Origin of the sequence: Nitrosococcus wardiae, from assembly GCF_004421105.1 — a bacterium.
GTDB classification, from domain to species: domain Bacteria; phylum Pseudomonadota; class Gammaproteobacteria; order Nitrosococcales; family Nitrosococcaceae; genus Nitrosococcus; species Nitrosococcus wardiae.
In genome coordinates this window covers 3,570,922-3,584,937 of record NZ_CP038033.1, presented here as the reverse complement: position 1 = coordinate 3,584,937, position 14,016 = coordinate 3,570,922, and the positions used below count along the sequence as shown (strand labels likewise).

11 protein-coding genes are annotated in these 14,016 nt (G+C 52.7%); 1 reads left to right on the top strand and 10 read right to left on the bottom strand.

Features of this window, described 5'->3' with window-relative positions:
* Nucleotides 1–6: 6 nt before the first annotated feature.
* The 10 genes from E3U44_RS16850 to E3U44_RS16805 form a co-directional block, all read right to left on the bottom strand.
* Nucleotides 7–831 (bottom strand): M48 family metallopeptidase, encoded by an 825-nt coding sequence (locus E3U44_RS16850; RefSeq protein ID WP_134359248.1) that lies wholly within the window; start codon nt 829–831, stop codon nt 7–9.
* A 235-nt stretch (nt 832–1,066) separates the two neighbouring features.
* The gene (gene pepN / locus E3U44_RS16845) at nt 1,067–3,718 is read right to left on the bottom strand and encodes an aminopeptidase N (RefSeq protein WP_134359247.1); all 2,652 of its coding nucleotides are present in this window, start codon (nt 3,716–3,718) and stop codon (nt 1,067–1,069) included.
* A gap of 122 nt (nt 3,719–3,840) precedes the next feature.
* Nucleotides 3,841–4,116, bottom strand: a complete 276-nt coding sequence (locus tag E3U44_RS16840) for an RNA recognition motif domain-containing protein (RefSeq protein ID WP_134359246.1) — start codon at nt 4,114–4,116, stop codon at nt 3,841–3,843.
* Between the two features lie 276 nt (nt 4,117–4,392).
* Nucleotides 4,393–5,469, bottom strand: a complete 1,077-nt coding sequence (locus E3U44_RS16835) for a 2-aminoethylphosphonate aminotransferase (RefSeq protein ID WP_134359245.1) — start codon at nt 5,467–5,469, stop codon at nt 4,393–4,395.
* The gene (gene aepY / locus E3U44_RS16830) at nt 5,466–6,617 is read right to left on the bottom strand and encodes a phosphonopyruvate decarboxylase (protein WP_134359244.1); all 1,152 of its coding nucleotides are present in this window, start codon (nt 6,615–6,617) and stop codon (nt 5,466–5,468) included. Before aepY ends, E3U44_RS16835 begins: the two co-directional genes overlap by 4 nt.
* Nucleotides 6,614–8,287: a phosphoenolpyruvate mutase gene (gene aepX, locus E3U44_RS16825; protein ID WP_134359243.1), complete on the bottom strand. Its 1,674-nt coding sequence runs from the start codon at nt 8,285–8,287 to the stop codon at nt 6,614–6,616. The genes aepY and aepX overlap by 4 nt, the downstream gene beginning before the upstream one ends.
* Before the next feature lie 42 nt (nt 8,288–8,329).
* Nucleotides 8,330–9,091: a phosphocholine cytidylyltransferase family protein gene (locus E3U44_RS16820; RefSeq protein ID WP_134359242.1), complete on the bottom strand. Its 762-nt coding sequence runs from the start codon at nt 9,089–9,091 to the stop codon at nt 8,330–8,332.
* A 15-nt stretch (nt 9,092–9,106) separates the two neighbouring features.
* The gene (locus E3U44_RS16815; protein ID WP_134359241.1) at nt 9,107–9,871 is read right to left on the bottom strand and encodes a phosphorylase family protein; all 765 of its coding nucleotides are present in this window, start codon (nt 9,869–9,871) and stop codon (nt 9,107–9,109) included.
* The gene (gene shc, locus E3U44_RS16810; protein ID WP_134359240.1) at nt 9,871–11,847 is read right to left on the bottom strand and encodes a squalene--hopene cyclase; all 1,977 of its coding nucleotides are present in this window, start codon (nt 11,845–11,847) and stop codon (nt 9,871–9,873) included. Before shc ends, E3U44_RS16815 begins: the two co-directional genes overlap by 1 nt.
* A 33-nt stretch (nt 11,848–11,880) precedes the next feature.
* Nucleotides 11,881–12,981 carry a phytoene/squalene synthase family protein gene (locus tag E3U44_RS16805; RefSeq protein WP_134359239.1) on the bottom strand — a complete coding sequence of 367 codons (1,101 nt, stop codon included), beginning with the start codon at nt 12,979–12,981 and terminating at the stop codon, nt 11,881–11,883.
* 173 nt (nt 12,982–13,154) lie between these two features.
* Between E3U44_RS16805 and E3U44_RS16800 the strand changes: the two genes are divergently transcribed.
* On the top strand, nt 13,155–14,000 hold the full coding sequence (locus tag E3U44_RS16800; RefSeq protein WP_134359238.1) for a hypothetical protein: 846 nt from the start codon (nt 13,155–13,157) through the stop codon (nt 13,998–14,000).
* Nucleotides 14,001–14,016: the final 16 nt, after the last annotated feature.

Sequence of the window (14,016 nt, the reverse complement as noted above, 5' to 3'; positions counted from 1 at the left end):
TAACCGTTATTGTCTCGTTTCTAATTTGCACTCTGGCCGTTGGCCTTGATCGCGGGCTTGTTGATAGAGATCCAGGGCTTCGGGTAAGTCCTGTTCTAAATGGCGAATGCGGGATTGATCAGCGGGGTGAGTGGAGAGGAATTCCAGAGGTTGGGGACCACCGGTTTGCATCATATTTTTCCAAAGCTGAATACTCTGGCGGGGATCAAAACCGGCGCGGGCCATATAGCGCAAGCCCAGGATATCGGCTTCGCTTTCTTGGGCACGACTGAAAGGTAAAATAATCCCCACCTGGGTTCCCAGCCCCAGTAAGGCCATGAGTTGTTGACCAGTAGCACTGTTAGGAGTGCCGGCTAGAGTCTGGACCAGCTGGAGTCCTGCTTGGGTGGCATATTGAGTAGATAAGCGAGCATTGCCATGTTGGGCGGTGACATGACCGATTTCGTGGCCGATAACGGCAGCAAGTTGATCGGCGTTTTCAGCCACTGAGAGAAGGCCCGTGTGAATGCCAATATAGCCCCCTGGTAAAGCAAACGCATTAGGTTGGTCCGCTTTAAACACCGTGACTTTCCACTGGCCTCCACTTTGGGGAGGAGGGGCCGCCGCCGTAACAGCCTCGGCGACACAGCGCACATAGCGGTTGATGGCTGGATCTTGGGAGACCGGTGTTTCTTGTTTGATTTGGCGATAGGCCGTCTCTCCCATTTGGGCCATTTGGTTAGAGGGGAAAAACTCCAATTGGGTGCGGCCCGTGGGGGAGGTGGCACAAGCAGCCAACAGGAGCAGACTGAATAAACTCAACAGCAGATTTTTGTTTAATTGGTTTCTCATGTTGGCTGCCACGAACTAAGTACCTATGAATAAAATATGAGATATTTTAGGAGCGAGCCGGTGGCGTGGAGCCAGGGGACAAGGAAGTCCCCGCAAGCCCTTTTTTTATGGAGGAAAAACGGGTTTGCGGAACACCACCGGCTCGTTCCAGAATGCTTCGAAATTTTTACAGGATACTTAGGCAAGAATTTGGATTAGTGGATAACTATCGATAAGGGTAGACTTCAACCTCCGCTTAGGCCAGATTTTTCGATACGATCTCATAGACGTCTTTAGAGATCTGTGGTGTTTTAGCGATGCGCTCCAATTGCGCCTTCATCAGTTCTTGCCGGTTCTGGTCGTAGCGCTGCCAAGGATTAAAGGCGCTGACAAGGCGGGCAGCCACTTGCGGATTAAGGGGATCAAGCTTGAGGACATAATCTCCAAGAAAACCATAGCCCTTGCCGCTGGGGTCATGGAAGCGAGCGGGGTTGCCCTGGCTGAAGGCGCCGATGAGGGCCCGGACCTTATTCGGATTCGTTAGCTTAAAGGCGGGATGGTGGGTGAGCTCTTGCACCCTAGCGAGGGTATCCTGACGTCGTGAGAGGGCCTGGAGGGTGAACCACTTATCGATCACTAAAGAATCTTCCTGCCATTTATCATAAAAGGTCTGAAGGGCGATCTTTCTTTCAGGGCCTTCTATATCAACCAGTCTGGAGAGGGCCGCAATGACATCGGTCATGTTGTCGGCATGGTTAAATTGTTGGAGACATTGGCTGCGAATATCTGGCTCATCCAGTTCCATAAGATACCCAAGGCAGGTGTTGCGTAGCTTACGCCGGCCCATTTCTTTAGGATCTCGGCGGTAAGCGCCGGTTTTGGTGAGCGCCTGGTAAGTGGCGGCAAAAAGTTCTTGGAGGGCTTTGGCAAGGCTTCGCCGGATGAAACAACGAGTTTCATGAATGGCATCGGGATCGATGACTGCCATGAATTCGGCCAGGTAATGCTCGGAGGGTAAGGCCAAAATGTGCGCCACAAAAGCTTGGTCAGGCTCGTCGCTTTCGAGGATTCTGCCAACAGTCTCAATAAAAGCGGAGTCGAGAACGAGGGGTTTTCCCTGTTGATAATCCTTCACCAGCCCTAGGATAATTTTGACCGCCAATTGTTGACCGGCTTCCCAGCGATTGAAGCGATCCTTGTCATGGGCTAAAAGAAAGTACCGCTCTTCATCTCTAAGATCCAGATAAAGTTTAACCGGAGCTGAAAAACTTCGCAGCAGGGAGGGGGCCGGCTCGCAAGGAATATCGTGGAAAACAAAAGCTTCTTCTTCTTGACGTAATTCAAGAACTCGCGTGCCGGTGACGGCGGTGGTTTCTCCAGCCAGGCGCAAAGGCAAATCCTCTCCCTGAGAATCCAACAGGCCGATGGCCAGGGGAATATGGAGCGGCGCCTTATGGGGTTGCCCCGGCGTGGGGGGACAGGTCTGTTTTATTTTAAGGGTGTAAGTGGATTTCTCCGCGTCATAAGCGCGGCTGATCCGGAGTTCTGGGGTCCCTGCCTGGCTATACCAGCGGCGGAATTGGGATAAGTCGAGAGCATTGGCATCTTCCAAGGCTTTAACAAAATCATCAGTGGTGACCGCTTGGCCATCGTGGCGATCAAAATAGAGATCAGTCCCTTGGCGGAAGCCCTCTGGTCCCAAAAGATGGTAAAGCATGCGCACAATTTCGGCGCCCTTTTCATACACGGTCATAGTGTAGAAGTTATTAACTTCCACGTAGGATTCTGGGCGGACAGGGTGCGCCATGGGACCAGCATCTTCACGGAATTGATAGGTGCGCAGGTGGTTGACGTCTTGGATCCGCTTGACGGCGGGCGAACCCTGGTCAGCGCTAAATTGCTGATCGCGAAAGACCGTAAAGCCTTCTTTGAGGCTTAATTGGAACCAGTCACGGCAGGTGACCCGGTTGCCTGACCAATTGTGGAAATACTCATGGGCGATCACCCCTTCAATATTCTCATAATCCGTATCAGTAGCCGTTTCCGGTTTGGCCAGCACATACTTGGAATTGAAAATGTTAAGGCCTTTGTTTTCCATGGCGCCCATATTGAAATCATCTACGGCGACGATCATGTAGATATCTAGATCATACTCTCGACCATACACCTGTTCATCCCAGGCCATCGCTCGTTTGAGGGAGGCCATGGCATGTTCGCGTTTGTCCCGATTGTGGGATTGCACATACATGTGTAAGGCGACTTTACGGCCTGATCGGGTGACAAATTCATCTTCGATACGGGCTAGATCGCCAGCGACTAGGGCGAAAAGATAAGAGGGTTTGGGAAAAGGATCTTGCCATTTAGCAAAATGGTGGCCGTTATCCTCTTCGCCCTGAGCCACCAAGTTGCCATTGGAAAGCAATACCGGATATTTCTTCTTGTCCGCCACAATCGTGGTGGTGTAACGGGCCATTACATCGGGACGATCAAGGAAATAGGTAATACGACGAAATCCTTCCGCTTCGCATTGGGTGCAAAAGTTACCGCCTGAAGTATATAGCCCTGAGAGGGTGGTATTGTCCTGGGGATAAATGCGGGTTTCGATCTCTAGAGTGAAGCGCTCCGGTACTTGGAAAAGAGTCAGTGATTCTGGGTTCTGTTGGTAGTCTTTTTTATCTAAGACTTGGCCGTCCAATTGGATAGAGAGTAATTCTAATGCTTCTCCATTAAGGACTAGGGGAGGCGCTTTGGCTTCTGAGTAGCGGGAGATAGCCAGCCGAGAACGAACGGTGGTTTGTTTTTCCCCCAGCTCAAAATGGAGATCAACCGTTTCAATATAATAATCAGGAATTTTATAGTCTTTTAGGTCAATGGTTTGGGGGGAGGCGGGGGATTCTATCTCTAGCATAAATTTTTCTCCCAAGCTTGCTCACCAAGAATCAATTATGCTGTTTAAATAATAGGGAAAAGTGAATAAAAAAAACCGTGGACCGCTCTTGGTCCACGGGTGAAAATAGTCGTTTTTATTTTTTAGAAACGGCGGTTCTGACGGGGGGGACGGGAGGTGCGTTCCCGAGCCTCGTTGATGCGCAGCGGGCGGCCTTTAAAATCGGTGCCGTTCAACTGTTCAATGGCTTCAGCAGCGGCGTCATGATCCATTTCCACAAAACCGAAACCACGAGGTTTTCCTGTTTCTCTATCAGAAATCAGTTTCACGGAATTTACTGCGCCAAAAGGCTCAAACAATTCCCGTAATTCATCTTGGGAGCACTGGAAGGGCAAGTTTCCTACGTAAATGGAAGTCATATTCAATCACTCTAAAACATCGACTGCCCCAGGTTACAGGTATGTCCTAGGGCCTTCTTCAATCAAGAGGGTTGTCTAGCTAAAGGCGCTGCGCAGGGAACGAGGCAGCTTCAAGCCAAAGAACCCTTTCCAATTTTAGTTCGCTAGCCTTTTATCCCTGGCCGATGCGCAGCGTATCTGGAAGCAAGCGGTAGGAATAAAAATCAGAGGTCGAACAGCTCAAAAGCATACCCCTATCCCCCCCAGAGCACAAGGGAAAAAAATAGGTATTTCTACCTACTTTTGTCCCAATATTTTTTCCATGGTAGTGACAAAATGTTTCATGTCTTGTTCAGACACGGCCCCCATGGTGGAGACCCGGAAGATTTGGGTTTCTAACCCTCCTTGTCCCGCGTAGATAACGAAGCCTTGATGTTTGAGTTGGTCATGCAATTTCTGATAGTTGAGGGTTGCGGGTAAATGATAGGCCCGGAGGACACAGGAGGATGATTCCCGGGGCAGCAGGGATTCGATGCCTAATGAGTTGAGGCCGTCAGCGACTAGCTCAGCCAATCGGCGATAATGCTCTCCACGGGCCTGCCAATTGCCGTCCTCAGCCAGTTCACGGAGGGCTTCTAACAGCCCATAAAAAGATTGGACTGCCGGGGTGAAGGGGGTGCTGCGCCGATCCTGTTCTCGGCAGTAAACCGCAAGGTCTAAATAAAGACTGCGTTGGGGAGAGTTTGTGGGCAGGCTATCACGGCGTACCACGACAAAAGCAGCCCCGGGGATGCCATGCAAGCATTTGTTAGCAGTGGCGGCCAAGGCGTTGATTCCCCAATCCTCGAAGGCGAGGGCTTCAGCACCGAAACTGCTGACCCCATCGACGAGTAACTGGGTGTGGTGTTGGTGGCAAAGCGAGCCAATGGCCGCCAGATCGTTGAGACGCCCGGTGGTGGTTTCGTGGTGGACGACGGCCACGTGGGTGATGGCGGAATCCTCATTGAGGATTTGTTCCAGCCGCTGAATATCAATCTCCGCCCCCCAGCGATGGGGCAAGGTTCCATGAGCTATGCCGTAAATTTGGGCAATTTTAGAGAGTCGTTCCCCATAGACTCCATTTTCAATGACCAGCAATTTTCCTTGAGCGGGAACCAGACTGCTGACCATGGCCTCCATTGCAGCGGTGCCGGAGCCACTTAAAAGGACGGCTGCCCAACGCTCAGGATCAAGCTCATAGAGAGCTAACAGTCGTTCCCGGATCTCGTCTTGCAAATCGGCAAACTCAGTTTCCCGGTGACAGAGATCGGGACGTAGCAAAGCGGCTCGTACCCGCTCGCTAAGATTAACGGGACCTGGATTAAGTAAAATCATGGAATCCTCACCAAGTGGGCTATTAACCGTTCTTTAGTCTCAGCGGGGGTAAGCTGGGGGCGGGGAAGATCCCGCGGAGCGCCCGGATGAATTTTGAGCTGGGCAAAACGGGGACCATTCTGGACGGGGGCATTTAACAATTCCTCCAGTAATGCCACTTCATTTCCTTCTAGGGCTAGAGAATAGCCGCAGGCGCTGGCTACTTGGGCAAAGGAGAAGTTGCTGGAAACCGTTGCTTGAGCCCCGGTGGAGTCATGGGCTTCATTGTCCAACAGCACATGGATCAAATTGGGGCCGCCATAAGTCCCCACCGTTGCTAAGTTGCCCATGCGCATCAATGCGGCGCCATCACCATCAATCACAACCACTCGTAGATCCGGGCGGGTAAGGGAGAGTCCCAGGCCCAGTGATGAGGCGCAACCCATAGAGCCGACCATGTAAAGCTGATTAGGGCGATCCTCCAGGGCACACAATTCTCGACCGGTATAGCCCGTGGTGGCAATGACCACGGTATTGTGCTCTGGCGTTCGAGCGAGGAGGTAGGTTAAGGCCTCAGTGCGGGAGGAAAGGGACGTGGCCGGATAATGGCGGCGTAACGGGGGGTTAGGGCAGGCCCGTTGGGGGACTTTGCCGCCGCTGGACCCATAGGAGGCCACGGAGCCTTTGCGCATAATAAAGGCATAGGGGCGTTTGGCATTTTTTAAGTGCTGGCTGGCCCGCTCCAGAGCGGGGCGAATTTGGTCATTTTCCAGAGGGAAATACTCCCAGGGAATTTCCATGGCTTCCAGCAGCGATCCCGTTATCCGGCCCATGAGTTCATGTTGGGGTTCATCCCCCAGTTCAGGATCCCCTCTCAGGGTAATAATGAGAAGCACAGGGATACGGAAGGTGTAGGTCAGGGAGGTGAGTGGATTGACCGCATTACCCAGGCCGGAATTTTGCATCATGGCGATAGCCGGTTGCCCTCCCAAATGGGCGCCGGCGGCCAGGGCCACGGCGTCACCTTCATTGGCCGAGGAAACATATCTTAAATCATTGCGCTCAATGACATAATTGATAAAAGGCGTGAGCAAAGAGCAGGGGACTCCCGCATAACAGCCAAAGCCAAATTCACGGGCGCTGTCAATAAATTGATGAGCGTCTATCATTGTTGGTGACCGTGGGCAAAATCACCGGCGCGGGTCAGATCCTCCATATTATTTACGTCCAACCAGTGGCCATTAACGTAGAGAACCTTGATGGGATGGCCGTTGGCCACCAGATAATTTAGCAGATCCGGCATCCCCAGTTGGGGAAAATGCTCTTGTTGCCGCAATGCTTGGAGGGCATTGAGCAGCCATTGGCGGCCCTCACCCGCCACGCGTACCATGCCGATCCAACGACCGCTGGGCCGTCCATGGAGGGTCTCGCTTTGGGTTTCAACCCGAAGTAGATCCACATCCTGGCGAAACAAGGAGCGGTCATCCGGTTGGGAACAAAAGGCTGCGTCGCGGATATTCTCTGTTTTCCCAGGGGGCATGGCGGAGTCTACTACCGCTACAATGTTTCCCGGCATGTGACGCAGATCTCTTAAGATATAGCTGCGGAATAACAAGTCGCCATAGGTGATGATGGTGTCCTCGGATAACGCTTCAAGGGCGCAGGTGAGGGAGGAGAGTTCGCCGCTCAGGGCGTAGTCTGGGTTATGGACGAGGGAAATACCTTTCACATCAATGGCTTCTGGTTTATAGCCTGTAACCGTGGTGATGTGATTGATGTTTTGGCGCTTAAACTTATCGACCAGGCGGCGTAACAGGGGGATCCCGGCGACCGGTAACATGACCTTGGGGCGTTCCTGGGTCATGCTCTCTAGTCCTTCGCCTCGGGTTGCCGCCAAGACAATCGCCCCGGTCTCGGCATCTGGTGATGCGGTGTAGCGGCGTTCAGCAGCGAGTAGCTCTTCGGCCCCTTGGAGGCGGAAGATTTCACTGACTGGAGCCACTTGATCCTCAATGTTAACCAGGGTCTCAGTGGCATGAATTTCCCGGGCCACTTCAGCCATCGCCGCCGCAGCGGCTCGGATTAAATGATTGGCCCAGATCACGACACTAATATCCGCCTTGCGGAATACCTCGGTGGGGGTACTGTAGTATTTGGTGGGGACAATAATCAGCGGTGCCCGCCCCGCCCATTCCCGGGCAAAGGCCAGGATCTCATCGGCTTGGGACAGTTTACTATGGATCAAAATGGCGTCGGCTCCCGCCCCATGGTAGGCTTCGGCACGGCGCAAAGCTTCATCTAGGCCCCAACCTGCGATTAAGGCTTCGACTCGAGCCACAATGGAGAAATCCGGATCATTTTGGGAGTCCTTGCCCGCCTTGAGCTTGCCGCAAAATTCATCCACATCGGCCAAGGGCTGGCGCTCACCGTAAATAAAGCTGTTGGTCTTAGGGAAGACTTTATCTTCAATACAAACGCCGGCAATCTCCCTTTGCTCGAGTTTCCTCACCAGTCGGCGCAAATTATTAAAATTTCCGTACCCCGTATCGCCGTCTAGAAGAATGGGAATGCGGGTGGTATCGGACATAAACTCCAGCATATCCACTATCTGGGTCCAACTGGCTTCATTATTGTCCCTCACCCCAAACTGGGAAGACAGGGCAAGACCACTGGCCCAAATCCCCTTAAATCCGGCTTCCTCAACAATGCGGGCACTCAGGCCATTGTGGGCTTCCATCAGAAATTCCGTTGGCTTGGACTCCAGCAAGGCGCGCAATTGGGCAAATTTTGACGGCTGGCGTTTCAGGTCGGTAGTCGTGGATAGGGGTACAGTGCTCATAGATTCAGGGTTCGGTGTTGGTGTCGAAAATTAACTTTATAATTATAATAACGGTGGTGATTTGAGGGGTTCCAGTTGGGGCAAAATGATATTTTCGGCTTGGCGAATATCTTCTGGAAAATCAATTTCTATCCAGGGTAAGCCGGTAATATCCTCAATCCCAAAGCGCTCTGGAGTTTCTAATAGAAGGTCCCGTATGGCCTCTTCATGGGGAGCCTCCTGGTGTGATTGCTCCATATAATCTTGGCAAAGAGCAGCGAGCCGACCGGCAACCTTTTCCGAAAAGCGAAAGAACCCCACCGATTCTCCAATGATATCGTAGCGTAGTCCTGGAGGGAGCTGTTTGCGAAATTCCACTAGAACTCCATCTCGAAGGCAGAGCTTGACGGGTTCTTCGCCGGGGTCCAAGTGGCGGTCAAGCAGGAAGCAATTGCTATGGGGGGATTGTAATAGGCGTTGTCCTAAGCGGTAGTCATAAAGGACATCCGCATCCATCAAGAGAATCTCTCCCCCGGCACGTAACTGCTCCCGCAAGGTCCAGAGGCTGACAACGCTGCCTTTATTAAAATCAGCGTTGTATACGGTTTGAGGCCGGGGGAGGAAGGCCACCGTATCCAAAGCTTGTTCCACCTGCTCAGCCTGATAGCCTATCGCAATGGCAATGTCTTGAACGCCTAGCTGAGTCAGAATAAGTAGATGGCGCTCAAGCAGGCTTCGGCCTTCAAATTCCAACAGGCATTTGGGAAGAGCATGGCTCTCGGCAAGGCGTTTGCCTCTACCGGCGGCTAGGATAAGGGCACGCATTTGAGATTTATTGCTTCATGGGGCGAGGAGGGTAGGACCCACCTGGGTCACTACTGCCTGCAAGGTAGCTCTTGCAGCCCGAAAATGCTTGGCCAGTTGCCACAGGCCGAGGATATCCCCGGGACGGGAGAGCAGGCTTGCTAGCAAGGCCAAGGGTTGCAGCCGACCGTGGGTATTCAGAGCGGTTAGGGCCGTCGCAGGCAGGGCAATTTGAGCCGGATCGGCGATTGCCCGGATCACCAGGAAGGGGACACCCGCTTGGCTAGCGACCTGGCCCACGGCCCCACTTTCCATATCCACTGCCACACATCCGCTGTGGCGGTAGAGATGGGCTTTTTCTTCCGGCGAGGAAAGGATAGTCTCTGTGTGATGGAGTGGGGCGCTGGAGAGGAGCAACTTGCCCTCCAAGCGATTCAGAAGGCATTGCCGCCAGTGGGGATCAGCGCAATATTCTTCTCCCTCCAGGCATTGCACTCGCTGGGGTAAGAGCAGGACTCCCGAGTTCAGGTGAGGTGCCAGTCCGCCGGCAACGCCCCAGCTGATTAACGCTTGGGCGCCTGCAGACAAAAGATTCTCAGCAGCCTGGCGAGCCCGTTTAGGGCCGATACCGGAAAGCTGTAAGCGGAGCGCACCGGCCAAAGAGGTGCTACTGCCAGGGGGCAGTCTCTGCTTGGTCAGGCAACGCCCCTCCGCGGGCAAGGCCGCCACCACACCGGCTCGAATGGAAGGTAAGGGCGGTGCCGTTGCCGCTTGGCTTGCTTCCCTCTCAGAACCGGTCATTAACACTGGCGATTGAGATGGTTACGGTATCGGGCCAGGGCCCAAAGGGGAAAAACCTTATCATAGCCATGATACCTAAGATAAAACACCCGGGGAAATCCAGGGGCGTTAAAGGCGGGATGATCCCATAACCCGTCTTCTTGCTGGGTTTGCAGGAGGTAGGCAATGCCTTGCTTAACCGCCTCGCTGTCCGCCTCTCCGGCGGCCATTAGGGCAAGCAGGGCCCAAGCCGTATGCACAGGAGTGCATTCCTGATAGCGGCCAGCCAGGGAGGTGTCAAAATAAGAATAGTTGTCTTCCCCCCAGCCTCCATCCGAGCGTTGAACCTGCTTCAGCCAGTCCGCTGCTCTGCGAATAAACCTTTCTTGGGGATCGACACCTGCCTGTTCCAAGGCCGTCAGCACCGACCAAGTCCCATAAATATAATTGGTTCCCCAACGCCCGAACCAGGACCCATTGGCCTCTTGCTCCTGGTGCAGATAGTCCAGGGCCCGCTTTAGGGATTCCCCATATTGGGGCTGATTTAAACGTCCCAGCAGCGCCACACAACGGGCACTGACATCCGCCGTGGGAGGGTCTAGCAGAGCCCCGTGATCAGCAAAGGGGATTTCATTTAAGTAATAATAAGTATTGTCGGCATCAAAGGCAGCAAACCCACCATTACGGGATTGCATCCCACAGAGCCAATCACAGGCTCGTTGGATGGATTCTCCGTAGTGCTCCGGGGCTGCGGCCTGATCCATTGCCCAGGCTATCACTGCGGTATCATCCAAGTCTGGATAATAACTGTTGTTGTACTGAAAAGCCCAGCCTCCCCCTTTGAGATGGGGATGTTGTTCTTGCCAATCTCCAGGCTGTTCTAAAATTTGCCGCTCCTTGAGCCAATCCAGGGCGTGGATAACCGGTGCAGTGGTATGCCCTCCTTCGGTTTCTTGGAGCGCTAAGGAGGCCAGGCCCGTGTCCCAAACCGGTGACAGGCAGGGTTGACAGTAGGCGGAGTCTCCCTCCTCTACAACCAAGTTCTGAATCGCTTTCTTGGCTTGAACCCGTAAGGGATGGTCAGGGCCGTAACCCAGCAGGATCAGCGCTTCATGGGCATTGATCATGGCGGGGAAAATGCCACCGAGACCATCTTCACCATTTAAACGAGCGGTGAACCAGACTTCCGCTTTTTTCATAGCGTGGCGCCGCAGGGCTGAGGGGATAAGCGGTTCCAGTAAACGGGCCGTACGCTCCACATAAAGTAAAACCTTATTGAGGCGCGAGCGGATGGGAAAATAATGACGTTCCTGTTCTGGCGGAGTAGTAAATAACTCTTGAATATGCACATCCCGGGGGTTTTGGGCTTGCCCTTTCAAGCTGTAGAGGATGGACAAGGGCACCATGACTGTCCGCGACCAGTAGGACACCTTGTTCAAATGGAAGGGAAACCAATGGGGTAAGAGCATGATTTCCACAGGGATAAAGGGGACCCCACGCCAGGGAATCTGAGCAAACATGGCCAGCGCCAGGCGGGTAAAGACATTGGCGCGGGCAGCGCCTCCCTGGGCCAGGATGGCTTCGCGGGCACGGATCATATGAGGTGCGTGAGGATCATCACCGGCTAGTTTGAGAGCATAATACACTTTGACGGAGCAGCTGATATCCAAATCGCCCCCCTCGTAAAGGGGCCAGCCCCCATGGTCGGCTTGCTTAGCCCGCAAACGAGCGGCCAGTTTGCGCTCAAGTTCAGGTTCCAGCTCGCCCGTAAAATGGTTCCAGAGAATATATTCGGCGGGGATAGTGCAATCCGCTTCCAGCACAAAGCACCAATGGCCATCTGCGTGCTGTAGCTTGAGCAAGGCGTCTCGAGCAGCAGTGATAGCGGTACTGAGTTTTGTGCGGTGAATATCTTGAGGTAAGGCTTCGGTTGCCGGAGAAGCGGCAATATCTATAGCGCCGGCGGATTCCGGAGCTTGTCGAAGTGCACGGGTCATAGTGAGATCCCCTCGCGTTTAATCCCATCAGGCCTATTTTTCTGGCGATGCTTGTAGTACAGGTGTGGTTTTGCTGTCTTTTCTGGTTGTCTCTAGTGGTATAAAAGGCACACCTTTCGCCGCAAGATTAAAGAGGAATGTTAATACCTTATCGTGACTTGCTGCAATACTTGTTAAGAGTATTGTTGTTTTTACGCTACGGCGAGAGATCTTAACCTGTTGGCTAGCTGAAAAATCCCGGTGCCGATGCAGTTTGCGCAAAGTGAGGATGGCCATACCAATAGCCCAGAGGCAAAAACGCCGGATACCCACTTCATTCGGTGGAATCAGCAGGGTATAAGTTAAGGCATTGCGGAGGTGGGCATGGGCAATCCCAATAAGATGTTGGAGGCCATCACCAAAGGCGGGTTGGTAGTGGCCTGGGGTGAGTGTATCCAAATCAAAGCCCGCTTGCTCGAAGATGCTGCGTGGCAGCCAGCAGATTTCCCTTTTCCGATCATCCCAGATGTCCTTGAGGATGTTGGTCATCTGTAAACCTTGGCCGAAAGAGATCATCAGGCTGTGGAGGGCCTCCCGATTGCGGTTAGCTCCAGGGGAATAATCACAGAAAAGCTCCGTCAGCATTTCTCCCACGACGCCAGCGACGAAATAGCAGTACCGGTCCATGGTTTCCATATCGGCCAGGCCCCTCAAGCTGGCGGTATTCTGAAAGCGGGGCATACCGTCGCACATAATGCGCACACAACGTTCAAGGGCAGCCCGTTGGCGGGGAGTAAAGCTGTGGGTGATCCGGATAATCCTCGGTGCATTTTGAATAAGCTCCCGCTCCGTGGTCAAGGTATGCTCGGAGATCAGAGGGTATAGGGCCCGGGCAAAGAATTTAGCCGAGGCTTGCCCCGCGACGACGGCAATAAAGGTATTGGAGAAAAACTTCTTTTGATCGAGGGTTAGACTGGGTTCGTCCTCAATCGTATCGGCGATGCGGCACAGCAGATAACCGTTGGCCACTACCTCTTGCAGTTCCGGGGGGAGCTGGGGGATGGTGAGGGCGAACGTGCGGGAGACGCCAGGCAGGATATAATCCTGATAGGCCTTGTCGATAGAATAGCAACTTATGTTATAAGAGCCCATCATTTTTAAAAGGAGGCGCCGCTATTTTCCTATTTAAGCGCACATTTAGGAGATTACTTGAGTTATTGCGAGGCCTAATATTACCGGAACCGTCCTATTAGCGGAACCGCAATGCCGCGTCTCCATGGTGGGCATTATCTGAAGTAGTCTTTTAGTATCAACTATATACTCTAATATTGAGCGCCACAACTCCAAACTTCAGCTATCCCCTAAAAAAGCTGGGGCTGACTATTTTTATCCTCTGGCTGGCCGTTTTGGCTTGGGAGGGTAGTTTGAATGAGCAGGGGAGTGCCTACATTGACCGAATCTTCAAGCAGGCCTTGACCACGTTTGCGGTGGCGCGAACCCTGAACGGCATCATCTCTGTAGCCCAGGGGACAAAACTGGCCGTTGAACCTACTGGCGTGGGTGTGAATTTTGCCCTGGGAGAAATTTTGGACCCCATCAATGATCTCATTGAGCGTTTTTCTTGGGTAATGTTGGCCAGCACCACCTCTCTAGGCATACAGAAATTATTGCTAGAAATGACCGGCTGGGGGGGTATGCAGGTGTTGCTATTGGGCTCAGTTTTATTGTTCATCGCCCGTTTGTGGCTACCACTCCTCTCACGCTGGAATTTACCTTTTTTTATCGATAGATTGTTGTTATTGACTTTGTTCCTTAACCTTGCTATGCCTGCGGTCGCTTCCTTGAGTAGTCAAGTGTTTGAAAATTTTATCGAAGAGAAGCAACAGGCCTCCGTTAGGGTCTTGCAACAGAAAAGCAGGGAACTCAAACAATTGGGTGAATCCCTACCGTTAGAAGAGGAAGAGATACAGAAAAAAAACTGGCGCGATAAATTCTCTGCTCTGTGGGGGAATATGCGAAGCTCGCTAAATTTTGAAGCAGAGATTGAGCAATTAAAGGAGAAGTCAGAAGAAATTGCTGAACATGTCGTTAATCTGATCGTGGTTTTTGTACTGCAGACGATTCTTCTTCCTTTGGTGCTGTTTTGGTTATTACTGCGGATTATTCGTCGGTAGGGATGGTAAACGCCAC